Origin of the sequence: Bacillus sp. JJ722, from assembly GCF_036963345.1 — a bacterium.
Taxonomy (GTDB): domain Bacteria; phylum Bacillota; class Bacilli; order Bacillales; family DSM-1321; genus Bacillus_AD.
This window is the reverse complement of sequence record NZ_JBALMO010000093.1, coordinates 1-22791: the sequence shown is the minus strand read 5'-3', so window position 1 is coordinate 22791 and position 22791 is coordinate 1. Positions and strand designations below refer to the sequence as shown.

Genomic DNA, 22791 nt, shown 5'->3' with positions numbered 1-22791 from the left:
CGCTTTGTTAGCCCTCCGAGAGTAGGTAACGTGAAATAGATAAACTTGCCGATTACATTAGAACACCTATATTTAACCCATGTATCTTTTTAAAAATCTAAGGAATTACTTTCTCATCAATCAAACAAAGATAGTAAATAGGATTTATTGGGCAACCTTTGCTTCTTTTTTACAGATTCTTAAATGTTCTTACATAAAGCATTAACACGTTTTTTTTATACTGAAGATGAAATTTCTTTAAGAAAGGATGGCGGGTTGATGAATTCATGGAAAAGAAAGGTATTTCTAGCAATGTTAGCTGGAACAATGGCTTTTAGTGGTTTTATACTAACGAAAAAGGAACCGAAGTATGTAGAAGCTAAAGTGGAAGCATCAAAACCTACTAATGTCATCATGATGATAATGGATGGTACGAGTATGGATACCATTACGCTATCTAGGTGGTATAAAGGTGAAAAACTTGCTTTGGACGCATTGGCAGCTGGTGTAGTGCGTACTTATTCGGCAGAATCGGCTATTACTGATTCTGCTCCCGCAGCAACAGCGATGGCAACAGGGTACAAAACGAATGATAAATATATTGGGATTTTGCCTTCCGTTGTATCGTCACCAAATGTTCCAAATGTTGATGATAACGATAAGATGAAGCCTGTCGCCAATATCCTTGAAGGTGCTAAGCGACTAGGAAAAGCAACTGGAATTGTCGCTACCTCAGAAATTCAACATGCGACTCCAGCTGCATTTTCCAGCCATACTGCTCATCGTGATTCTTTTTCAGACATTGCAGAACAGCAGGTATATCAAGGTATGGATGTGGTATTAGGAGGTGGTAAAGCGTCTTTACTACCAGGTAAGCATTATAACGCCCGCAAAGATGGAGAAGATTTAGTCAAAGTTATTAAAGGTAAGGGATATGACTTTGTTGAGAATAAGCAAGACTTAATAAATAGTAAGAGTGATAAAATTTGGGGATCATTTGCTTCTGATTCTTTGGCCTATAGTATTGATCGTACAGCAAATACGTATGAGCCAGCTTTATCGGAAATGACGAGGAAAGCAATTCATGTATTATCAAAAGATAAAGATGGTTTCTTTTTAATGGTGGAAGGTAGTAAAGGAGATTGGGCGGCACACAATAATGATCCAATTGGAATGATTAGTGAAACACTAGCTTTCGATGCAGCAGTTAAAGAAGCTGTTCATTTTGCTAAGAAAGATGGAAATACGCTTGTAATCGCTGTAGCTGACCATGGTAATAGCGGTATTACCATGGGAAATAATGATACATCAACTTCTTATCCTTCTACTCCCATTACTGCGTATATTGAACCTTTGAAGAAAGCGAAACGATCGCTAGAAGGCGCTATACAATCTTTGAACGAAAATCGTTCAAACATAGAAGATGCGGCAGCACTATATGGCTTAACTAATTTAACAACGGAAGAACTAAATTCGTTAAAACAAGCAAAGAATATAAAAAAAGAAATGGTACAAATGCTAGCTCAAAGAGCACATTTAGGTTTTACTACGAATGGGCATACAGGTGAGGATGTTACGTTGTATTCATACGGTCCAGGTAGACCTGTTGGAACGATTGAGAATATTGACATAGCTCGTTTGTTATCTCATTTTATGGGTGTTTCTTTAGATGAGCTAAATGAAGAGATGTTTATGGATGCAAACACGCTCTTTCGTAGTCATGGATATATAACAGAAGTGGATACTTCGAACCGTAACAATGTTATTTTTAAAGCGTCGAAAGACAATATCATCATCGAAATACCTCAAAATAAAAATGTATTAATTAAAAATGGTCAAGTACATGAGTTGAAGGATGTAACAGTCTATAATGGGAAATCCTTCTATGTATCGAATGAAGCAATTGAAGTAGCGGAGAAATAAACAATCTAATTACTATTACTAAATGTTTGATATATGTAAGGGAACATCTGCTAACCAGGAAGTTCCCTTTTTATTTCGTGAGATAAAAGTACACCAAAACAACGTTTGTGAAAAATAGGCTACGGTTATGGTTTGAAGCATTTTTTCAACTGATAACTGTTACATTATCTACAAGAGTTGCATCGAATGAATATTGTTGGCTAACAACCAGTACCTACGACTAAAAATGTCTTATTCGTATCATTAAATAGGCAAAATTTCAATAAAACTCCAGAATTAATAATAGCTCCTGGACAACCTAGCCGTAATAAACACTTTCACATGTTCCAGCTGCTGGTTCATAAAAACAATGATTTTTAAATTGACCACTAAAAGGTTGATCGTACCATGTTGGAGGACAAGGAGCATACGGATTAAAATACCAAAGGGCAAATTTCGCTGGATGTTCTCTCCAATAATCCAAATTCAGTTTTGCTAATCTTTTTTCATGAGATCTCGCTCTTTGATAAAATACATTCCCTTTTTGAACAGCTTCAAAAGAGTAATTTCCTCCCTGTATTTGAAAAATGACATCTTCAATTGTTCTTACATCTTTAAAGTCTAAACAATCTGCTACAGTACGATTAACAACTACATTGCCAACATATAACATCCCTTGGTTTCCTTCACCCTCGGCTTCTGCTCTCATCATCCTTGCCATTAAATTAATGTCTGATTCTCGGTATTTAACTCTTGGCATTTTTCCACCCCAAAAATATAGTATGAAAAAAACCCTATATTGATGTCATTGTTTATAAAATAAGAATGCTTAGTTTTTACAGGAACGAATGCCGAGCTAACAAAAAGTAACATCAACAAAATGTAAGAGAAAGAACTTGCCCCCCTAATACTGCAGACTTTGATATCGGCATTGACTTAAATCTGTCGAACATGCCTGATGTTTCATCGAGGTTAATTCATAAAGAGGTATAAGCTGAGCCAGAAGCAATTGTCATCAATAAGATTCCAGGAAGTACATAATTAATGTACTCTCCTTGGGAAACGCCTTGAATCTGAATAGCTCCACCAAATATACAAAGCATTCCTAATAGCATCATAACAGGCATTGCAATAACTGTTATGAGCGTATCAATACTTCGTAAATTATGTCTCATTATTCGACTAGAAAGTGCGAATGTATCTTCTATATAGTGTTTCATGTTATTTTTCTTTAAAATGCCTATTTTTTTATGTGTTGCTAAAAATTAGAAGATATTTCTTGACACCTTTCTTTGATTCAATTATTATTAAAACCAATAAAACTGGTTGGAATTATATGAATTAAAATTCTTTTGAAGCATATAATAGTCGAGCTAACAAAATTAAGGGGATTTTTGTCTGAATATTTAAAAATAAAAAGGGGATTTGCTTTATGAAGAATAAGAAATTGGTTGGAATATTAGCAGCTGCTTTAACATCCATTTCGATATTAGTAGGTTGCGGAATAAGTGATGAGACTGGTACAGAATCAAAGGGGAATAACTCAGATGCAACCAAAATAAAAGTCGCATACGATCAAGCGAGTAAACCGATGTCTTGGATGGACGAAAATGGGAATGCAACTGGATACGATGTAGAAGCGATGAAATTGGTAGATGAATTATTGCCGGAATATGAATTTGAATATATAGGAACTTCTAGTGATGATTTATTAATTGGTGTACAACAAGGTAAATATCAAGTTGGTGTTAAGAATGCTTTCTGGACACAAGAAAGAACAGAGAAGTTTCTTTTTTCCAAAGAGTTTCTAGGATTAAGTAGTGCAGGGCTTGTATTAAAGAAGGAAAATGAACAAATCAAATCATTGGAAGATTTTGCCTCAGCTGGATTATCGTTAGCGCCAATTGCTGCTAACAATGCACAGTATACAATTATTGATGAATATAATAAGGAAAATCCTGATAATAAAGTGAAGCTAAAAGCTGGCGATGCATTTACAGTAGATGTTGTTCAATGGGTTAATGAGGGGCGTGTCGATGGGGGCGTCATGATTGAAGGTGCTTTTAATAAACAAGTACAAGAAAAGGAAGGTCCATATTATAAATTGAAAGATGAAGTTGTCTACAACGAATTTGCCGTCATTAAAACATGGCCATTATTTAATAAAGAACAACAAAAACTAGCAGATGCATATGATAAGGCAATTAAGCAGTTAAAAGAAGAAAAGAAAACAAATGAATTGAGTAAAGAGTTTTATAATAAAGATTTATTTGAGATTTTGGATCAAGTAAATAGATAAAACATGAATTCAAAGTGGAATTGGTTCATTTCTAGTTAGGGTGTTGGGAGGATGAACCTCCCTAATACCCATCTGAATAAAAAGAGATACATTTTTTAATGACTACGTATGAATGTGATGGTGAGGGTGGGCGTGGAAAAATATTTTGACATAACTTATTTATGGGAGTCTTTTCCGTTGTTGCTCCCTTATATACAAATAACTTTAATTGTAACTATTTTATCTGTTTTATTTGGATCATTGTTTGGCTTACTATTAGCCATAATGAAGCTTGGAAAAAGTAAATTCGCAAGATTATTTGCGAATGTTTATACAACGATTATGAGATGTACACCATCAATTGTCCTCTTATTTCTTGTATACTATGGAATTCCTGCTATTGGTTCGAACTTTGGTTTCAACTTAAATGATATAGATAAAATCATATTTATAGTAATAACTTTCTCGTTACAATTTGCTGCAATCATGTCAGAGGTAATCCGAAGTGCATACCAATCGATTGACAAGGGGCAATATGAAGCTGGGGTTAGTGTAGGTTTAACTAATTTTCAAGTTTTTAGAAGAATCATAGTACCACAGGCTTTCGTCGTAGCATTACCTAACTTTGGTAACGGTCTAATAGAATTAATTAAGGAAGGATCATTAGCTTATACGATAGGTTTGATTGATGTAATGGGGAAAGCGCAGCTTATTATTGATGGACGCTTTAATGCTCATGCGTTAGAAACATATTTAGCACTTTCAGTTATTTATTGGGTTCTTTCGATCATTATTGAGCAAACATTCCTGAAGTTAGAGAAAGTCTTTAGCAAAGGAAAACAAGTAATAAAAACCACATAGGGGGATAGAAGCATGTCTCAAGGTTTAGATTTTGAGTTTTTAATAGATACGTTTTTCTTAGCTCTAACAGGAGTACCAACTGCATTAATCATTACGATCGTTTCATTGCTTATTTCCCTACCTTTAGGTTTTTTACTTGCTTTAACGAGACTCAATCGGATACCTGTTGTGCAACATTTAGCACGAGTATACGTTTCATTTGTAAGAGGTACGCCAGTTATCGTCCAAATTTTTATTATTTATAGCAGTATGCCATTATTATTGACTGTTATTTTAAAGAAGTTTGAAATCGGAATAGATGTTTATTCTATTAACCCAATCTGGTACGCCTTTATTATATTTTCATTAAATACAACGGCTATTTTGATTGAGGTGTTTCGTTCAGCGCTGAGTACAGTTGATAAGGGGCAAATGGAGGCTGCTTATTCTGTAGGATTAACGAATGTGCAAGCTTTTCGGAGAATTATTATTCCACAAACGCTAGTTGTTGCATTACCGAATATTTGTACAGCAACAGTTAACTTAATTAAAGCAACTTCTTTAGGCTACGCTATGTCACTGCAAGAAATTACGCTAAAAGCACAGATGGCAGCTAATGTAGGATACAACTATGTAGAAGCTTATATAGATATCTTTTTAATCTATCTTATTCTATGCAGTACTGTAGAGTATTTATTTAAACTATATGAAAAACGATTAAGCAAATATAAAGTCGCTAGTGTCTAATATTGGATAGAAGGGGTAGATTTCGTGTTAGCTATTACAGACATTCATAAATCATTTGGTCATGCAGAAGTTTTAAAGGGTGTAGATTTACAAATTGATAAAGGTGATGTAGTGGTCATTTTAGGACCGAGTGGATCAGGGAAAACAACATTGCTTAGATGCATTAATTTTTTAGAAAAAGCAGATCAGGGCCGTGCTGTCTTTGATGATATTACAGTAGATTTGAATAAGGCGTCGAAGAAGGAGATTCATCAAATAAGACAAAAAACAGCTTTCGTTTTTCAAAATTATAACCTATTTAATAATAAAACCGTCTTAGAAAATGTAACAGAAGGTTTAATTATTGGAAGGAAAATTCCTAAGGCAAAGGCCATTGAAATAGGAAAGAAAGCGTTAGACAAAGTCGGACTATCAGAAAAGTACAATGAGTACCCTAGCGCATTATCAGGTGGACAGCAGCAAAGGGTTGGGATAGCTAGAGCTGTTGCACTGAATCCTGATATTATCTTGTTTGATGAACCTACATCAGCACTAGATCCTGAATTAGTTGGTGAGGTACTTCAAGTGATGAGAAGTATCGCTAATGAAGGTACTACAATGTTAGTAGTTACGCATGAAATGTCATTTGCTAAAGACGTGGCTAATCGAGTTATATTTATGGACGGTGGTGTAGTAGTAGAAGAAGGCACACCGAAAGAGATTTTTGTCACACCGAAAGAAGAAAGAACAAAGAAATTCTTAAAGCGTGTCTTACCAAATGATTACACGTTCTCTATATAGATAGAAAGAAAGCAACCTGCTATTAAAACAGAGGTTGCTTTTTTATCGTTATAGACGATCAAGCTTTTGTAGTTCCTTATCTATATCTTCAAATATAGCTTTCATTTCATTAATTGTTTAAGAATGATTTTGAAGACACTTTTCATGATTTAACACTCCTGATGATTTATTTGAAAGAAAGAATAATAGAATTTATTTACTTTTTTTATTTAAATATGAAACCTATATTCTTACTGGGTCGTATATAGGTATTAAGTAATGTAACAAATTATTTAGGGGGATTATAACATGAATAATCATGAAATTGACTACAAATTGTATGGTGACGATATGCAGTTTGTAGAGATTGAATTAGATCCAAATGAAACGGTTGTCGCTGAAGCAGGTGGGCTAATGATGATGGAAGATGGCATCGAGATGGAAACGATTTTTGGAGACGGTTCGAATTCTCAAAGTAGTGGTCTTATGGGCAAACTCTTCTCAGCTGGTAAACGTATCGTTACTGGTGAGAGCTTGTTCATGACTACATTCACTAATGTAGGTTCCGGTAAGAAACATGTATCCTTTGCTTCACCTTATCCAGGAAAAATCATTCCAATGGATTTAAGTGTACATGGTGGAAAAATTATATGTCAAAAGGATTCTTTTCTAGCAGCTGCTAAGGGAGTAAATGTTGGGATTGCTTTTCAAAAGAAAATTGGCGCAGGCTTCTTCGGTGGAGAAGGTTTTATTATGCAAAAACTAGAAGGGGACGGACTAGCCTTCATACATGCTGGTGGAACAATTGTAGAGAAGAAACTGGCTCCAGGTGAAGTGCTTCGAGTGGATACTGGATGTTTGGTAGCGATGACGCAAGAAGTTGACTATGATATTCAAATGGTAGGCGGTATTAAAACGGCATTGTTTGGTGGAGAAGGCTTATTCTTCGCCACATTAAGAGGACCTGGTTCTGTTTGGATTCAATCACTTCCATTTAGCCGTCTAGCAAGTCGTGTGTTCGCAGCAGCTCCTGTTTCTGGAAGTTCAAAAGATGAAGGTAGTATCGCTGGACGTGTGTTTGATATATTCAATGGCGATTGATGAAGACCAATAAGAGGGTGACTCAAAATAGTCGTTAAAAGCGACTTTTTATGAGTCACTTTGCTACTGTAAAAAAGCGAGAATATAAGGTTAATTGTTGTAGTTATGTAAATATAAAGTAAAAATAAAGTTTAGAAGTACTATGAATAATCAATACATAATAAAAGATGGAATATCAGGATTAAATGCAATACATATGAAGTTTAAACAATTTAGTACAAACAAAAGTGATAGAAACAGAGAGGGAGCTGTCCATGAAAAAAATGAAGAAAGCTTTACTTGCAGGAGGTTTAAGTTCTCTATTAGTTGCATCAACAGTACTACCAGTAAGTGCAATTGAAAATGGAAGTAAGGCGACAACGAAGACTAGTATTCAACCTACCATTCAGAGTGGAGGTAAAACTCTTCAACAGCAATTGAAGGAAAAGGTTCCAATGAGCGAGACAACGTTCATCATAAAATATAATAAACCTATTACGAATTCCGAACATCGTGCCCTAGGTGGAACAGTCGTGCGTGAATTTGAAGAGTTAAACTATGCTGAAATTAAAGTAAATAGTAAAAAAGATTTAGTAAAAGTAATGAAGAAATACCAAAAGCTTTCAAAAGTAAGTAATGTGAGCCCGAGTATCTTATACAGCCATACGGCAATTGATCCGAAAGCAAATCTACAATATCAGCATAATATGTTACAAATTGATAAAGCTCAAAAATTAGCAGGAAAGAATAAAGTAACAGTAGCTGTTGTTGATTCTGGAACAGATCCGAAGCATCCAGATTTAAAAAATAGCTTGCTACCTGGTTATAATGCAGCAAACCCAGCGAAACAGCCTGTTCCTGGAGATCATGGTACTCACGTTTCGGGAATTATTTCAGCTGCCAAGAACAACGGAATAGGTGGATATGGAGTCAATCCTTATGTGAAAATTCTACCAATCGATGTGTTTGACGGGCAGGATGGAGCAGCGGATGCTAGTATTGCAGAAGGTATTCTTTATGCGGTAGACNNTATTAACTTGAGTTTAGGTGGTCCAGTAGGTATGCCTTTAGTTGAAGAAGCTATTCAATACGCTATGCTGAAAGGTGTTACGATTGTTGCTGCGGCAGGAAATGAAAGTACTGATAATGCTACCTTCCCTGCATCATACGAAGGTGTAATTAGTGTAGGAAGTATTAATAAATATAAAGAGTTATCTTATTATTCCAATTATGGACCTTCTGTGGATGTAGTAGCTCCAGGAGAAGATGTGTATAGTACTGTATATGATGCGGAAAAGAAATCATCTTTCACACATTTCAGTGGAACATCGATGGCTTCTCCAGTAACAGCAGGAGTAGCTGCATTGCTATTAACAAAATATCCGAAACTTACGCCTATTCAAGTGGAGTATATTTTGGAAAAAACAGCAAATGATTTAGGCGAACGAGGCTTTGATACGAAGTTTGCAAATGGATTAATTGATCCTGTGAAGGCTTTACAATTCGATATGAAGAAGCTTCCTTCTACTATTAAAGAAAATGTAACTGTTAAGGATATCTTTCAGAACGCTAAAACAGTAAACATTCAAAATGAACTAACCCAATCAGGAACGATTACGAAATATAATGAACAAAAATGGATCAAGTTTAATGTTAAAAAAGGCGAGCATATTCAAACGATATTAGAAGGTTCTAAACAATATGATTATAAAATTATGGGGCTTTTCGTTAATAGCGATGCAAGTGTTGTAGAACCATTTGAGGTGAATCAAACAGAAGAAGGTACATCAGAAGCAGAACTGGTACAAGCTCCTTTTGATGGTACAGTCGCAATTGGAGTTAAAGATGTAAATAATAACTTCGATGATAGTGGTAAAAAAGCTTCTTCTTATAAGTTGACTGTTCAAAAAGCTACAGAGCTTCCAAAAGATGAATCAACAATTGAGAAGATGATTAATGTTGAAAAAATACCTTACACTACTACACAACCGTTAACCCTTGCTGGAACAGGAAAGGATTATGATTATTTCAGCTTTAAACTTGATAAAGATCAATTAGTGCAGATGGATATGAGTGCAATTCATGGATTGAATACTCAATTAGATGTATATAATATTACTAATCTATTGCCTGAAGAAGAAGTAGCTGAGAAGACTCCTGCTAACGAACCTGCTAAGAATACTTTAAGTGAAGAAGAGAAGCAGCAAATGCTTCGCGCTTATTTAGAAGGCGAAGAGGGGATGCCTGGAGATTTCAGTGCGAATAATGGTAAGGCTGGACAACCAGAAACTTTATCTTTCATTGCAGAAGCTAACCAAGAATATGTGGTGAAAATTTCTGGAGATGCTCAAAGCTTCAGTATGCTAGAAGTACTGTTAAGTATGTTACTAGGTTTAGAGATGCAGTTTGAAGCCAATAATCCATCTTCATTAGTACCATATAGTTTAAATATTGAAAGCAAGGATGTTATTAAAGATGAAGATGGTCTGGATATGATGACCGAACCTGAGGGAAATGGCTTACTTAATGGATTATCAATGTCTTCTAAAATCGCAAGTACAAATATAAAATCAGCTGCAGATCCTGTAATTGATGAAGCAACAGATACTTTCCAAAATATTATCGATCATGCACGTCCTTATGAAATAGGAAATAATGTGAATGGATATATCCAAAGTGATACGGATGAAGATTATTTCCTACTTGAACCAACAGAATCTGCTATTTACGAATTCGGTATAACAAATAAATTAAATCAAATTCCTTCTGTCGAAGTTACAGAATTAGTAGAAATAGAGGGTCCAGAAGGAGAACCAATCGTATTTACTAAACCAGTTACTTCTAATGCATTAATAGAAGGTTTTGATGTTAAAATGAATACTCGTTTAGTTACAGGGTTGCAGAAAGGTAAGAGATATTTAATCAAACTTGCAGGTAATTCTATGGCATCTTCTAGTGCTGTATCATTTGAACCATATCATATCCGATCTAAGAAGATTGCTAATAATCCAGAGGATCAATTTGAACCAAGTAACTATGAGAACATAAAGGACCTACCTGGACAATCATTCAAAGGGAACTTTGCAATGGCAAATGATACGGATGTATTCTACTATAAAGCGAAAGAAACTGGTATTGCGGCAGTGTCAGCTGAAACAGCTCAAATAACTAGTGCAATGAAGAATATGTATCCGAAGGAATTGCTTACAAGTTATCAAAGTTTCATACATGTAGTAGAAGATCGAAATAAAAACCGTAAGTTTGAACCAGGTATAGATCAGTTTATTTTACCAGTTCAGCACGGGCTTCCTAATTATACATCTGGCTCATTCAAAATGTATAAAGGAAGAAACTATATTATCGAAATTGTAGGTACGGTCCAAGGTGAACAGATAACTTCGGTAGTACCTTATACATTCCAATTTAGTACTTTAAACAAGAAGGATGAATCGACGGCTGTAAAACCGATTGCTATGAAGAAATCTAAGGATGGATCATATAATGCAAAGGGATATTTGAATCCTAATATAACAGGCGGAGATATTGACTACTACAATGTTGAATTTACAAAGAATGTTACAGGTAAAATCCAACTATTGGGTGGAAAAGAGTTAGATGGTGTAATCAGTATCTATCAAAATAATAAGCTTGTGAAAAAATCAGATTTATATTTACAAGGTGATACGGAAGAAATGATGTTAAATTTGAAAAAAGGTAAATATCAAATTCGAGTAGAAGATACTAAAGGTCAGTCAAGTATTGCACCTTATACACTTAAAGTAAATATGAAGTAATATGAATTAGAAGAGGCTTCTCCAAAATAGTTTATCACTATTTTTGGGGAAGCCTCTTAAATAGCATTAAAAGAATCTTTACTAAAGTTGTTTTTTTATAATTTCTTCCTTTGTTTGAGCATCTATCGCAACTAGCTCGCCTTCTAACATTGGGAAAATCGGTTCATAGTCTAATACGTAATATTCCTTTTTGTTTTCATCATAGAATTGATTCCATTTAGCTTCAATATCTAGTTTTTTTATTAAGAGTTCTTTCGCTTCCGTTTCTGAAATGGTAGGTGCTGTTTCAAGTTCATCGAGTGTATCTAGTTCTATATCACAACTTGAAAAGTGATCAACGAAACCAGTTGTTCGGTTAACAGAAATGGCGAAAACATTATATTCTACTAGTATATTTTCATAAACAAGTCGGTATCTGAAACGACAAAGATTATCTTCTTGTTCATCTTCTCCTTTGCTTGTAACCAACTTAAAATATTGATTGGCGTTTGGGTAGACTGTAAACAGTAGTTGTTCAGCTATGTTTTGACATTCATCATAGGTTAAATTTAATTCTCCAATTTGATCAATGAATGAATAGGCACTTTTGATTTCCTTTGTTTGTGGATGTAACATTAGTTTTAATGTGCCATTGTTCTGATCCTCAAAGAAACTATTAATAGATAAATCTTTTTTAGGTGGTAATGAAGTTTTTTTATGTCGCCAAACTTCTCCTATGTATGTGTCCATATCTGCTTCACGTATTTTCGTATATTCTTCCTTGTTTAAGTTAATAAACTCGCTGATTGTTTTCGGTTCAATTATATGAGGTTTTGAAATGTTAACTAGTCGGTCAGCGATATCTTTATCTATTTCTTGTTTTTCTATTATTCCCTTAGTTGGGTTATAGCAAATGGTCCAATTAGGTTCGTAGACAAGACGAAGGCGATTATCACCGTTCTTGTAGAAATCTCTAAAAAGCGTTTTAATAGACAGTTCCATTTTCAAGCCTTCTATATACTTCTCTTTCACAAAAGTTAAATCTAAAGCCTGGTTAGGCAATCGAATATCATTTGCAATTCCATAATAGCGAAAGCTTGTGATGTTGCCGCCTTTGTCAATGGTGATGTAAAAGCCCGTAAAAGGAAGTGGTAGTTGATTGTGAAATTGAGTATATGTAAGTCGATAGTTTCCACGTTTCAGAGACTCCCAGTTCTCCAAAGCAAACTTGTCTAAGTCCTCTGAAGGTATATGAGAGTGTGCATATTGTAAAGCCATAGTCTTTAATTCTACTTCACTCAACGATGAGTGGTTTTCAGATCTAATAGAGGTAGAATATTTATGAAGTTGCCCTTCTTTCATCTCTAAAGTGATATAGCGCTCCTCTTCTTCTGGATGTTTCCATACAAAGAATCCTCGATCTTCTCTAATTTCTTCAATTGTTAATACAAAGTTAGAGGGAACATTACCTATTTCAATTGCGTTCTTTCTTAATTCATTCAGTTTCAAAAGCTATACATCCTTTCTTTTGATTAAATTCTCATATAATTATTGTGAATTTTTTATTTTGTGAATTTCGAAAAGTTATATAATTATAATATGTGCAGCCATAAAAATATAAAGCGATTATAAAAATCAAGTTAGGGTTAATTTAACATTTTATAATAAAGGTGGAAAGAGGCGATGGCTTATGCAGAAACAAGAATCCATTTTAATTGTAGAAGATGATTACGATATTGCTCGAATAATGAGTGATCATTTACGTAAGGAAGGGTATCAAACCACGTGGGCTTCTACAGGTAGAGAAGGGTTTGAAGATTTCAAAGAAGGAGACTATACATTAGTACTGGTAGATTTAATGTTACCAGAAATGGATGGTTTTACGCTTTGTGAGAAAATCCGACTAGAAAGTGAAGTACCGCTCTTGATTGTTAGTGCGAAGTTAGAAGAGGAAAGTAAGGTACGCGGACTGGGATTAGGAGCAGATGATTATTTAACAAAACCATTTGGACTCGAAGAATTAAGTGCGCGCATCCGTTCACATTTAAGGCGTTACCGCCGATATATGAATCAGGATGAGGAAGAAATTCAACGTTTCATGCATGGTTTAGCCATTGACTATGTGAAGAAAATGGTTTTTTTACAAGATGTTCAGCTTATGTTGACTTCAAAAGAAATAGATTTATTGTTTTTGTTAGCTAGAAACCCTTGTAAAACATTTACAAAGGCGGAATTATACGAACATATTTGGCAGCAAGAAGAATCAGAAGGAAATAATACGGTAACAGTTCATATTAAGAGTTTACGAGATAAGCTTCAAGATCGTACTAGAGCTACTAAATTTATTCAGACAGTATGGGGAGAGGGTTATCGCTTTATTGGAGATCCACTTATATGAAGATTAAATATTGGTTAATGCTTAGTTTCTTTCTAGTTATGATTTTACCTGTGGTAGGTATTTATTTTCTGTATATGAGTTTATCGAACTTAGATCAAAAACGCGAAATTGCTGAATATATTGAAGTATCAGCTAAAATCGAGGAATTGGAAGAAATCTTATCACAGCCAAGATGGTATTCATATCAATCACCAAAGCAGTATGAAGAAATTCAAAAACTTGTCGATGGTTCAACAATGATTAATCTATATCGCTATGATGGAATGCAACTGTATTCAACATTAAGTAAAAGTTCTTTTTCGGGATGGAGCGATATTGAACTTGTATTTAAAGACTTAAATGAGATACAGAAACAACCTCGTACCTATTCGGTTAAACGAACGGTATTTTCAGAACAGGTGTTAGTAGGTATTTATGAAATTTCGATAATGCGAGATACATGGGAAGATGGATTAACCAATCGTTCTGCCATCGTATTAGTACTTGGAAGTTTGTTCTTTCTACAAATCTATGGAGCAGCAGTATTTCTATTAAACAGAAAGTTAAATAGGCCTCTTGAACAATTAATGAAGCATATGACAGCTTTGGCAAGAGGAGAAGAAATACAGTCAAAGCTTGTTCATTCCAAAGATGAAGTAGGAGAATTAATTCATCACTTTTTAGATATGAAAGCACAAATTGAACAAACGAGTGCACAATTACATAAGGTACAACAAAATAAAGAATTTATAGTAGCATCACTTTCACATGATTTAAAAACACCATTAACAGTGGTTAGGGCTTATACTGAAGCATTGTTAGATGATAGACAATTGACGGAAATAGAGAAAACGGAGTATAAAGCTATTTTATTTGAAAAGCTATCCTATATGAAGCAACTGCTTGATGATTTAAGTACATATACAGCTCTTCAATCTTCACAAATGAAAATGAAGCTTGTGGAGATAGATGGTGATGAATTCTTTGATATGTTGTTAATTGGTTATGAGGAATATTGTGCAAAGAAAGATATTACTTTGACCATTAGCAATGAAGTAGAAGGAACATATAAGGTAGATACAAAGCAAATGGGAAGAGTTGTTGATAATCTAGTAGGAAATGCCATTCGACATACACCTCCAGATGGAGAGCTATGGATTGCTGTCATTCACTCTCAACAACAATTACCTGATTGGATTTTTCCAGCAGTGAAACCAGAGCTTGAAGATTGGAGAAGCTATGGAACGATCGTAATTGTTCAAAATGAAGGGAAAGCTGTTCCGCGTCACATGAAGGAACATTTATTTAAACCGTTTGTGCAAGCTGAGGAAGCGAGAGGAGCAGGAGGCAGTGCAGGACTTGGCCTTAGTATTGCGAAAGAACTGATGGAGAAACAAGGTGGGAAAATTCAACTTTGGTCAATTGAAGGTTACGGTACGCTTGTAGCTTGTTGGATCAAAGAAAGGATACATTGATGAAAATAAAAAAGAGATGGGTGGCATTAATAATCTCCATGTCAGTTATGGGAGGATGCTCGCAGCAAATGAAAGATTCGGCTGGAGAGGTTGTTGCTAACGCAATTGAAGCCGAAAGGGAAGTAAATTCTTATTATGCAGAAGCAACAATGAAGACATTTGAAAAAGAACAATTAGTAGAAGACGCGAAACTTATCGAATACATGGGTGACAATGGGAAAATGAAAATGATCACCGAAAATAAAAAGGGAAAAGAACGAGTTACTGTATTAAATGATGGAAAGCAAATGTTAATGTATGATGAAGGAAATAAGCAAGCATTTAGTATGAACATTTCAAGTCCAGTTGATATGCTATCAAATTCTCCGAAAGAATCAGTAAATGTAATGCTGGAATCGATGAAAGATACTCATAAGCAACAAGTAATTGGTGAAGAGAAAATCAATGGTTTTAATACTACTCACATTAAGCTGAAACCGAATAGGAAAGATGACATCATAGGTGAGACGGATCTGTGGATCGATCAAAAAACTTGGTTCATTATTAAATCGAAATATTATACTGCCGATACAAAGATGATTATAGAGTATAAGAAAGTTGATTTTTCTCCGAAATTTGCAGATGATACATTCAAACTGGATATACCTAAGTCTGTGAAAATCACACCTACGGAAGATATGAATAATGAAAGAGCAGGAACGATTGAAGATGCTGAAGCGGCTATAGGGCAACCATTCCTCTTAATCAATGAAAATGATGCAACTGTTGAAAAAATTATGCTAGCTGATTTAAATGGAGAAATTGATCGGACCGAAGTAAATGTTTCGTATAAGAATGAGAACGGTCCGCTGTTTAATTTGGCCGTTTTTAAAACTCCTGAAGACGATGAACTAAAGGTTAAAGGTAATTATAAAATACGTGGTCAAAATGCGGAATACTACGAATCAATCAGAAATATACTTTGGGATGAAAACGGTGTTCGTTATACTATATATATTCAGAATCCACATTTACCATTCGAAGATGTTGTAAAGATGATGGAGAAGATGAAGCTTAGTTCAGATAAATAATGATGGAAAAGTCGTCTTAAAGGTGATTATAAATCACTTTTAAGACGACTTTTTACGCTCTTTAGCCCTTCGGCATAGGTTAAGAGAAATTTGTTATGCTTGCTGAATATGATGAAAATGCCTATAATTGGCGCTTTTGAAAGAGAGGAAATGTATGTGTTTTCCTAATAAATGGGAACGGTGGCTTTCACGTAAATGTAAAATTTAAAGAACCATTACCTTATTGGATACCCTCTATATTTTTCTTATAGTGAAATAACTTGAGGTCCATTAGATTGTTCATCATTCATAATCGTGACTTTTTTTGGTTCAATTACAATTACAACATAATTGGGATCGTTTGGTCCGCTAAAGTAAGTGGACAATGTGTCATTCCATAAACGACTTTTCAACTCCTCATCAGTTGAAAGAACCCCAACTCCTTCTATTTCTGCATAGGTGTCTCCGTATCCTTCTCCCTCATATCCAAGAATTATGTGAACGTGAGGGTTTGTTACCATATCTTCGATTTTATACATGTTCTTATTTGTTGGAGTGTAAATGGTAATACCTTCATTGAAGAAAGTCATATATCTCCCGTTTGGTTTACCTTTACTTATAGTGGATAACACACCTACTCTAGATTCTTCTATTATACTTTGAAGCTTGGTTAATACTTGCTCTTTCCTCATTGGATCATCAACCCCTTCCTTCTTTTGTTTATATGTATTTCCTCTTTCAAATCGTGATTAAACATAAATGAGTAAGCAGAATGAAAAAGAGACATATGTACTAGGATGGCCTTACATATCGAATGAATAACGTCGAAAAATATTTTGGTAATCTTAAATAAATAAAGATTGCAAGTTTATTACAATACTCTTACAATTACTTAGGTACTCGAAATAAATGTGGAAGGGAAGTGATATTTTTTATGCCGAAAAATTTATGGTTAATTGTAATAGGTATGGTTATAAATGTTACAGGTTCGTCTTTTTTATGGCCTTTAAATACAATATATTTACACGAGCATTTAGGAAAATCATTGTCTGTGGCAGGATTGGTACTTATGGCTAATGCTGGTGCTACTGTTTTGGGAAATTTATTAGGTGGCGTCCTTTTTGATAAAATAGGTGGTTATCGCTCGATTTTAGTAGGAGCTATAACAACTTTAGCAGCTTTAATTGGTTTAACATTTAATCATACTTGGCCTCTTTATGTGTGGTGGTTAGTGATTATAGGTTTTGGTTCAGGTTTAATCTTTCCAGCTATGTATGCTATGGCTGGAACAGTATGGAAAGAAGGAGGAAGAAGAGCCTTTAATGCGGTCTACGTTGCACAAAATCTTGGTGTAGCTGTTGGTTCAGCATTAGGGGGTTTGATTGCTTCTTTTTCGTTTGATTATATATTTATTGCGAATACGATCATGTATATCGTTTTCTTCTTATTAGTTGTGTTTACTTATAGAAATATTGAAAGCATAGATGTTGTAACTACTAGTGTAATAGAAGAACAAAAAGCGATGAAGAACGATCGAAAGTTATATGCTTTATTAGCAGTATGTGCTGGCTACTTATTATGTTGGATTGGCTACTCTCAATGGACTTCTACCATTTCAGCATATACGCAAGAAATTGGCGTGTCTTTAAGGCAGTATAGTTTATTATGGACTATTAATGGTGCACTTATTGTATTAGGGCAACCATTTGTGAACAAAATCGTATATGCGTTTATGAAGAAAGTGAAAGCTCAATTGATTGTTGGTATGTTTATTCTAATGGCATCATTTGCTGTTGCTGCATTTGCGACTAACTTTGCCGGATTTCTTACAGCTATGATTGTTTTAACAGTTGGTGAAATGTTAGTTTGGCCAGCGGTTCCGACAATTGCTAGCGAGCTTTCTCCGAAAGGGAAAGAAGGATTTTATCAAGGAATTGTCAACAGTACAGCTACTGCTGGAAGAATGGTAGGTCCATTATTAGGTGGCGTATTAGTAGACTTCTACGGTATGCAAATGATGTTCATTGTATTAATGGGATTATTTGTATTGGCAATGGGAACTACATTGCTTTATGACAAAATTTTAAATGCTAAAGCTTCAGAAAAATATTCAGTTGCAAAGTAAGTGTGTGAATATTTTAGTTAATATTGAGAGATACTAATGCTGACTTGATTTTTTCTCTAAAATTTACTAAAATAACAGGTATCAATACTGAAAATATAATACTTAAGCTATGATGAGGAGTACTAACATTTAGGACTGACTTAGAGAGCTGACGGTTGGTGAAAGTCAGTGGAGGGAATAATGCGAACTCGCCTTTGAGCTGCAAGCATGAACTAAAGTAGTGTTTGACGTGTGATCACGTTACAGATTGTTTAAGCGGGGCGTATTATGTTAAACGTCAACTAAGGTGGTACCGCGGGAAGAATATATCATTTATAATCCTCTCGTCCTTTTTATGGATGAGGGGTTTTTTGTATTAAAAGAAATATTTGTATCGCAAAATCTGTTTATTCTAAATAACAGATGCAGAATGATTAGTGATGTTTTTTCATACTTAGTACAGGTTTTACTTTATATATTTAGGAGGAAATATTATGAGTTTCAATCATCAAGAAATTGAGAAGAAATGGCAACAATCTTGGGAAAACAATAAGACCTTTAAAACAAAAGAAGAAGAAGGAAAGCGTAAATTCTACGCATTAGATATGTTTCCTTATCCGTCAGGAGCGGGCTTGCATGTAGGTCACCCTGAAGGTTATACGGCTACAGATATTTTATCTCGTATGAAGCGCATGCAAGGCTATAATGTTCTCCACCCAATGGGATGGGATGCGTTTGGTTTACCAGCAGAGCAATACGCTTTAGATACTGGTAATGACCCTGCTGAGTTTACTGAGAAGAATATTAATACATTCCGCCGTCAAATTAAATCTCTTGGATTCTCTTATGACTGGGATCGTGAAATTAATACGACGGATCCTAATTATTATAAATGGACACAATGGATTTTCACTAAGTTATATGAAAAAGGTTTAGCCTATGTTGATGAAGTAGCAGTTAACTGGTGTCCTGCTCTTGGAACGGTACTTGCTAATGAAGAAGTAATTGATGGATTAAGTGAGCGTGGTGGTCATCCAGTTGAACGTCGTCCTATGAGACAATGGGTGCTGAAAATTACAGCATATGCAGATCGTTTAATTGAAGATTTAGAAGAGCTTGATTGGCCAGAAAGCATTAAAGAAATGCAACGTAACTGGATTGGTCGTTCAGAGGGTGCTGAAGTTCGCTTTGCAATTGATGGTACAGATAAATCATTTGAAGTGTTTACAACTCGCCCTGATACATTATTTGGAGCAACATATGCAGTATTAGCTCCTGAGCATGCATTAGTTCAAGAAATTACAACTCCTGAGCAAAAGGAGGCTGTTGAGGCTTATATTCAACAAGTAAACAGCAAAACAGACTTAGAAAGAACGGATTTAGCGAAAGAAAAAACGGGTGTATTTACTGGTGCTTATGCAATTAACCCAGCTAGCAATGAAAAAATGCCAATTTGGATTGCGGATTATGTTCTCGTCAGCTACGGATCAGGTGCTATTATGGCGGTTCCTGCGCATGATGAGCGTGACTATGAGTTCGCTAAAGTATTTGATCTACCTATTAAAGAAGTTGTTGCAGGTGGAGATATTACGAAAGAAGCATATGCAGGTGACGGTTTACACGTGAACTCTGGTTTCTTAGATGGATTGAACAAAGAGGATGCAATTGCGAAGATGATTGCTTGGTTAGAAGAAAAAGAAATCGGAACGAAGAAAGTAACGTATCGTCTTCGTGACTGGTTATTTAGCCGTCAACGTTATTGGGGCGAGCCGATTCCAGTTATTCACTGGGAAGATGGAGAAAGTACAACGGTTCCAGTTGAACAATTACCATTAATGCTTCCGAAAACATCAGAAATTCGCCCTTCAGGTACAGGTGAATCACCACTTGCTAACATTGAAGAGTGGGTAAATGTTGTTGATGAGAACGGTCGTAAAGGCCGTCGTGAAACGAATACAATGCCACAGTGGGCAGGTAGCTGCTGGTACTTCCTTCGTTACATCGATCCAGATAATAATGAAGCAATAGCTGCTCCAGAAAAGATTAACGAATGGTTACCAGTTGATATGTATATTGGTGGTGCAGAACATGCCGTTCTTCACTTATTATATGCTCGTTTCTGGCATAAATTCCTTTATGATATCGGCGTAGTACCAACAAAAGAGCCGTTCCAAAAATTATTCAACCAAGGTATGATTCTTGGTGAAAATAATGAGAAAATGAGTAAATCAAAAGGTAATGTTGTAAATCCTGACGATATCGTTGCAAGTCATGGTGCAGATACATTACGTTTATATGAAATGTTCATGGGACCTCTAGATGCAGCGATTGCTTGGTCAACAAATGGTCTTGATGGATCTCGTCGTTTCTTAGATCGCATCTGGCGTTTACTTGTAGACGAAAATGGGAACATCACTACTAAACTTGCTGATAACGACGATAGCGGCAAATTAGAAAAAGTATATCACCAAACTGTGAAGAAAGTAACGGATGACTTTGAAGGTTTACGTTTCAATACAGCTATCTCACAATTAATGGTATTTATCAATGATGCATATAAAGTGGAAAGCTTACCAAAAGCATATGTAGAAGGCTTCGTGAAAATGATTGCACCAATCGTTCCTCATATTGCTGAGGAACTTTGGAGCAAGCTTGGTCATGGAGAGTCAATCGCATATGCAGCTTGGCCAGCATATGATGAAGCTAAATTAGTTGATTCAGAAGTAGAAATCGTTGTTCAAATCAACGGTAAAGTAAAAGCTAAATTAATGGTGCCTGCTGATGCAACTCGTGAAGTATTAGAAGCGATTGCAATGGAAGATGGTACAGTTAAAGAGCAAATCGATGGTAAAACAGTACGTAAAGTAATTGCAGTACCAGGTAAATTAGTGAATATTGTGGCTAACTAATAGCATGAAGGGCTGATATTAAATCAGCCCTTTTTGTATCATATTTAGCCCTAGGTATACGAGGAAGAAAAAGTTCATGTCGATGACAGATTCATTTTATAATAAAGGTAAGTATGTATCGTTACTCGGAGGGAGTGCTTTGAAAGATGAATTTTTTTCGTCCTATACAACCACCTATATTAGAAGCTGATCCATTAGATTCTACATATCGATATCGAGAATATCTACCCTCCGAGAGCCTTGCATCTTATGTCGCATGTTATTGGACAGTTGATTATTGTGGATTGAATACGAATAAATTGCATCGAATTGTTCCAGATGGTTGTGTTGATATTATTGTGGATTTACATGCTTCTTCCCCTACTAAAGGAGCCTTTATAGCGGGATTAATGACTCAGTATAAGGTGTTAAATCTTTCCGAAAAATGCTCTTCATTTGGAATACGTTTTTACTTAGATACTGTAGACTATTTTTTAAACCATTCTGTTTCAGAATTTATAGGAAATCAAGTGTTTTTAGAAGATATTTGGGGAGTGGATGGAGACTATTTCGTAAAAGAAATAATCTCAGCTACCGATATTACAGAAATGATCGTAAAGGTAGAATCGAAACTGCTGAACGTCTTACAGAAGAATACTTTAAAACGTAATTGCTTAATTCAAGCAAGTATGCATTATATGTTTGATTCAAAAGGAATTATTTCCATTCGTTCTTTATCAGAAAAGCTCTGTTACAGTGAAAGACATATAAGAAGATCATTTCAAAGTGAATTAGGAGTTAGCCCGAAAGAAATTATTAATATCATTAGGTTTCAAAATATCTTACATGAATTAAAGATAGATTCGCGTCCTTGTTTCACTGAGATTGCAATGAAATATGGGTACTATGATCAATCGCACTTTTGTAAGAACTTTAAGGGATTATATGGTGTATCTCCTTCTGGAATTGGTCTTAAGAAGTGATTATTTATGAAAAAGTTGTCCGTTTTTTACAATGAAGTTATTGGGGTTTATGTAATGATAGATGATATGAAGACGGAGAATTTATAACAGGAGTGATAACGATGGGTATTAAATTTGATATGGTTGGAATTGTTGTTAAAGATATGAAAAAGGCATTAGACTTTTATCGAGTACTTGGATTTGTAATTCCGGAAGAGATGAATAAGGAACAACATGTCGAAGTGGAACAAGGCAGTATTCGATTAGCTTTTGATACACAAGAAGTGGCAAAAGGGGTATATGGAGATTGGGAAGAGCCTTCGGGACATCGAATTGAGTTAGCATTCTTATGTGATCATTCTGAAGCACTAAATGATTTATATAAAAAAATTATTAATCATGGGTACGCTAGTCACCGTGAACCATGGGATGCTTTTTGGGGACAACGCTATGCAGTTGTGAAAGACCCTGATGGAAATCTTATAAGTCTCTTTGCTTAAGATATGGTCATAAAGAATAAAACTGATTGCTTTTAATGGGGAACAATTTCATTATCCGGTTTTGTACGGTGTCTAGCT

18 protein-coding genes and 1 other annotated feature are annotated in these 22791 nt (G+C 35.1%); of the genes, 14 read left to right on the top strand and 4 right to left on the bottom strand.

What is annotated here, in order from left to right:
- Positions 1-258: 258 nt before the first annotated feature.
- On the top strand, positions 259-1902 hold the full coding sequence (locus V7014_RS12790; RefSeq protein ID WP_335507689.1) for an alkaline phosphatase: 1644 nt from the start codon (positions 259-261) through the stop codon (positions 1900-1902).
- 298 nt (positions 1903-2200) lie between these two features.
- Here V7014_RS12790 and V7014_RS12785 read toward each other — a convergent pair whose 3' ends face one another.
- Both V7014_RS12785 and V7014_RS12780 read right to left on the bottom strand, forming a co-directional pair.
- The gene (locus V7014_RS12785) at positions 2201-2641 is read right to left on the bottom strand and encodes a cell wall hydrolase (RefSeq protein ID WP_335507687.1); all 441 of its coding nucleotides are present in this window, start codon (positions 2639-2641) and stop codon (positions 2201-2203) included.
- 217 nt (positions 2642-2858) lie between these two features.
- Positions 2859-3101, bottom strand: a complete 243-nt coding sequence (locus V7014_RS12780; RefSeq protein ID WP_335507685.1) for a hypothetical protein — start codon at positions 3099-3101, stop codon at positions 2859-2861.
- Positions 3102-3313: 212 nt separating this feature from the next.
- Here V7014_RS12780 and V7014_RS12775 point away from each other — a divergent pair, with 212 nt between their 5' ends.
- The 6 genes from V7014_RS12775 to V7014_RS12750 all read left to right on the top strand — a co-directional run bounded on the left by V7014_RS12775 (position 3314) and on the right by V7014_RS12750 (position 11379).
- Positions 3314-4180, top strand: coding sequence for a transporter substrate-binding domain-containing protein (locus V7014_RS12775; protein WP_335507683.1), 867 nt, complete (start codon positions 3314-3316; stop codon positions 4178-4180).
- Positions 4181-4357: 177 nt separating this feature from the next.
- The gene (locus tag V7014_RS12770) at positions 4358-5020 is read left to right on the top strand and encodes an amino acid ABC transporter permease (RefSeq protein ID WP_335507681.1); all 663 of its coding nucleotides are present in this window, start codon (positions 4358-4360) and stop codon (positions 5018-5020) included.
- Positions 5021-5032: 12 nt separating this feature from the next.
- Positions 5033-5746 (top strand): amino acid ABC transporter permease, encoded by a 714-nt coding sequence (locus V7014_RS12765; RefSeq protein WP_335507679.1) that lies wholly within the window; start codon positions 5033-5035, stop codon positions 5744-5746.
- Positions 5747-5770: 24 nt separating this feature from the next.
- The gene (locus V7014_RS12760; RefSeq protein WP_335507677.1) at positions 5771-6526 is read left to right on the top strand and encodes an amino acid ABC transporter ATP-binding protein; all 756 of its coding nucleotides are present in this window, start codon (positions 5771-5773) and stop codon (positions 6524-6526) included.
- Positions 6527-6814: 288 nt separating this feature from the next.
- Positions 6815-7606, top strand: a complete 792-nt coding sequence (locus tag V7014_RS12755) for a TIGR00266 family protein (protein ID WP_335507675.1) — start codon at positions 6815-6817, stop codon at positions 7604-7606.
- A 254-nt stretch (positions 7607-7860) separates the two neighbouring features.
- Positions 7861-11379, top strand: a complete 3519-nt coding sequence (locus V7014_RS12750; RefSeq protein ID WP_335507673.1) for a S8 family peptidase — start codon at positions 7861-7863, stop codon at positions 11377-11379.
- An 81-nt stretch (positions 11380-11460) separates the two neighbouring features.
- On the opposite strand, the gene V7014_RS12745 is transcribed toward V7014_RS12750, so the two are convergent.
- The gene (locus V7014_RS12745) at positions 11461-12867 is read right to left on the bottom strand and encodes a YcdB/YcdC domain-containing protein (protein ID WP_335507671.1); all 1407 of its coding nucleotides are present in this window, start codon (positions 12865-12867) and stop codon (positions 11461-11463) included.
- A gap of 181 nt (positions 12868-13048) precedes the next feature.
- Here V7014_RS12745 and V7014_RS12740 point away from each other — a divergent pair, with 181 nt between their 5' ends.
- The 3 genes from V7014_RS12740 to V7014_RS12730 are packed head-to-tail and all read left to right on the top strand — an operon-like array spanning position 13049 to position 16280.
- On the top strand, positions 13049-13756 hold the full coding sequence (locus V7014_RS12740) for a response regulator transcription factor (RefSeq protein WP_335507669.1): 708 nt from the start codon (positions 13049-13051) through the stop codon (positions 13754-13756).
- Positions 13753-15210 carry a sensor histidine kinase gene (locus tag V7014_RS12735; protein WP_335507667.1) on the top strand — a complete coding sequence of 486 codons (1458 nt, stop codon included), beginning with the start codon at positions 13753-13755 and terminating at the stop codon, positions 15208-15210. The genes V7014_RS12740 and V7014_RS12735 overlap by 4 nt, the downstream gene beginning before the upstream one ends.
- Positions 15210-16280 carry a LolA family protein gene (locus V7014_RS12730; RefSeq protein WP_335507665.1) on the top strand — a complete coding sequence of 357 codons (1071 nt, stop codon included), beginning with the start codon at positions 15210-15212 and terminating at the stop codon, positions 16278-16280. The genes V7014_RS12735 and V7014_RS12730 overlap by 1 nt, the downstream gene beginning before the upstream one ends.
- 245 nt (positions 16281-16525) lie before the next feature.
- Here the strand turns inward: V7014_RS12730 and V7014_RS12725 are convergent, their stop codons facing one another.
- Positions 16526-16951, bottom strand: coding sequence for a pyridoxamine 5'-phosphate oxidase family protein (locus V7014_RS12725; RefSeq protein WP_335507663.1), 426 nt, complete (start codon positions 16949-16951; stop codon positions 16526-16528).
- Positions 16952-17193: 242 nt separating this feature from the next.
- Between V7014_RS12725 and V7014_RS12720 the strand changes: the two genes are divergently transcribed.
- From V7014_RS12720 to V7014_RS12705, 4 genes are all read left to right on the top strand, one after another.
- Entirely contained in the window at positions 17194-18384 is a 1191-nt protein-coding gene (locus V7014_RS12720; RefSeq protein WP_335507661.1) for an MDR family MFS transporter, read from the top strand.
- Positions 18385-18484: 100 nt separating this feature from the next.
- Positions 18485-18718: a binding site (T-box leader), on the top strand.
- Positions 18719-18857: 139 nt separating this feature from the next.
- Positions 18858-21272, top strand: coding sequence for a leucine--tRNA ligase (leuS, locus tag V7014_RS12715; RefSeq protein WP_335507659.1), 2415 nt, complete (start codon positions 18858-18860; stop codon positions 21270-21272).
- Between the two features lie 146 nt (positions 21273-21418).
- Positions 21419-22234: a helix-turn-helix transcriptional regulator gene (locus tag V7014_RS12710; protein WP_335507657.1), complete on the top strand. Its 816-nt coding sequence runs from the start codon at positions 21419-21421 to the stop codon at positions 22232-22234.
- Positions 22235-22335: 101 nt separating this feature from the next.
- Positions 22336-22713, top strand: a complete 378-nt coding sequence (locus V7014_RS12705) for a VOC family protein (RefSeq protein ID WP_335507655.1) — start codon at positions 22336-22338, stop codon at positions 22711-22713.
- The last annotated feature ends 78 nt before the right edge of the window (positions 22714-22791 follow it).

Coding starts and splice junctions, on each gene's coding strand:
- V7014_RS12790 (WP_335507689.1), top strand. CDS start 259: ATGAATTCATGGAAAAGAAAGGTATTTCTAGCAATGTTAGCTGGAACA.
- V7014_RS12785 (WP_335507687.1), bottom strand. CDS start 2,641: ATGCCAAGAGTTAAATACCGAGAATCAGACATTAATTTAATGGCAAGG.
- V7014_RS12780 (WP_335507685.1), bottom strand. CDS start 3,101: ATGAAACACTATATAGAAGATACATTCGCACTTTCTAGTCGAATAATG.
- V7014_RS12775 (WP_335507683.1), top strand. CDS start 3,314: ATGAAGAATAAGAAATTGGTTGGAATATTAGCAGCTGCTTTAACATCC.
- V7014_RS12765 (WP_335507679.1), top strand. CDS start 5,033: ATGTCTCAAGGTTTAGATTTTGAGTTTTTAATAGATACGTTTTTCTTA.
- V7014_RS12755 (WP_335507675.1), top strand. CDS start 6,815: ATGAATAATCATGAAATTGACTACAAATTGTATGGTGACGATATGCAG.
- V7014_RS12740 (WP_335507669.1), top strand. CDS start 13,049: ATGCAGAAACAAGAATCCATTTTAATTGTAGAAGATGATTACGATATT.
- V7014_RS12735 (WP_335507667.1), top strand. CDS start 13,753: ATGAAGATTAAATATTGGTTAATGCTTAGTTTCTTTCTAGTTATGATT.
- V7014_RS12730 (WP_335507665.1), top strand. CDS start 15,210: ATGAAAATAAAAAAGAGATGGGTGGCATTAATAATCTCCATGTCAGTT.
- V7014_RS12725 (WP_335507663.1), bottom strand. CDS start 16,951: ATGAGGAAAGAGCAAGTATTAACCAAGCTTCAAAGTATAATAGAAGAA.
- V7014_RS12720 (WP_335507661.1), top strand. CDS start 17,194: ATGCCGAAAAATTTATGGTTAATTGTAATAGGTATGGTTATAAATGTT.
- leuS (WP_335507659.1), top strand. CDS start 18,858: ATGAGTTTCAATCATCAAGAAATTGAGAAGAAATGGCAACAATCTTGG.
- V7014_RS12710 (WP_335507657.1), top strand. CDS start 21,419: ATGAATTTTTTTCGTCCTATACAACCACCTATATTAGAAGCTGATCCA.
- V7014_RS12705 (WP_335507655.1), top strand. CDS start 22,336: ATGGGTATTAAATTTGATATGGTTGGAATTGTTGTTAAAGATATGAAA.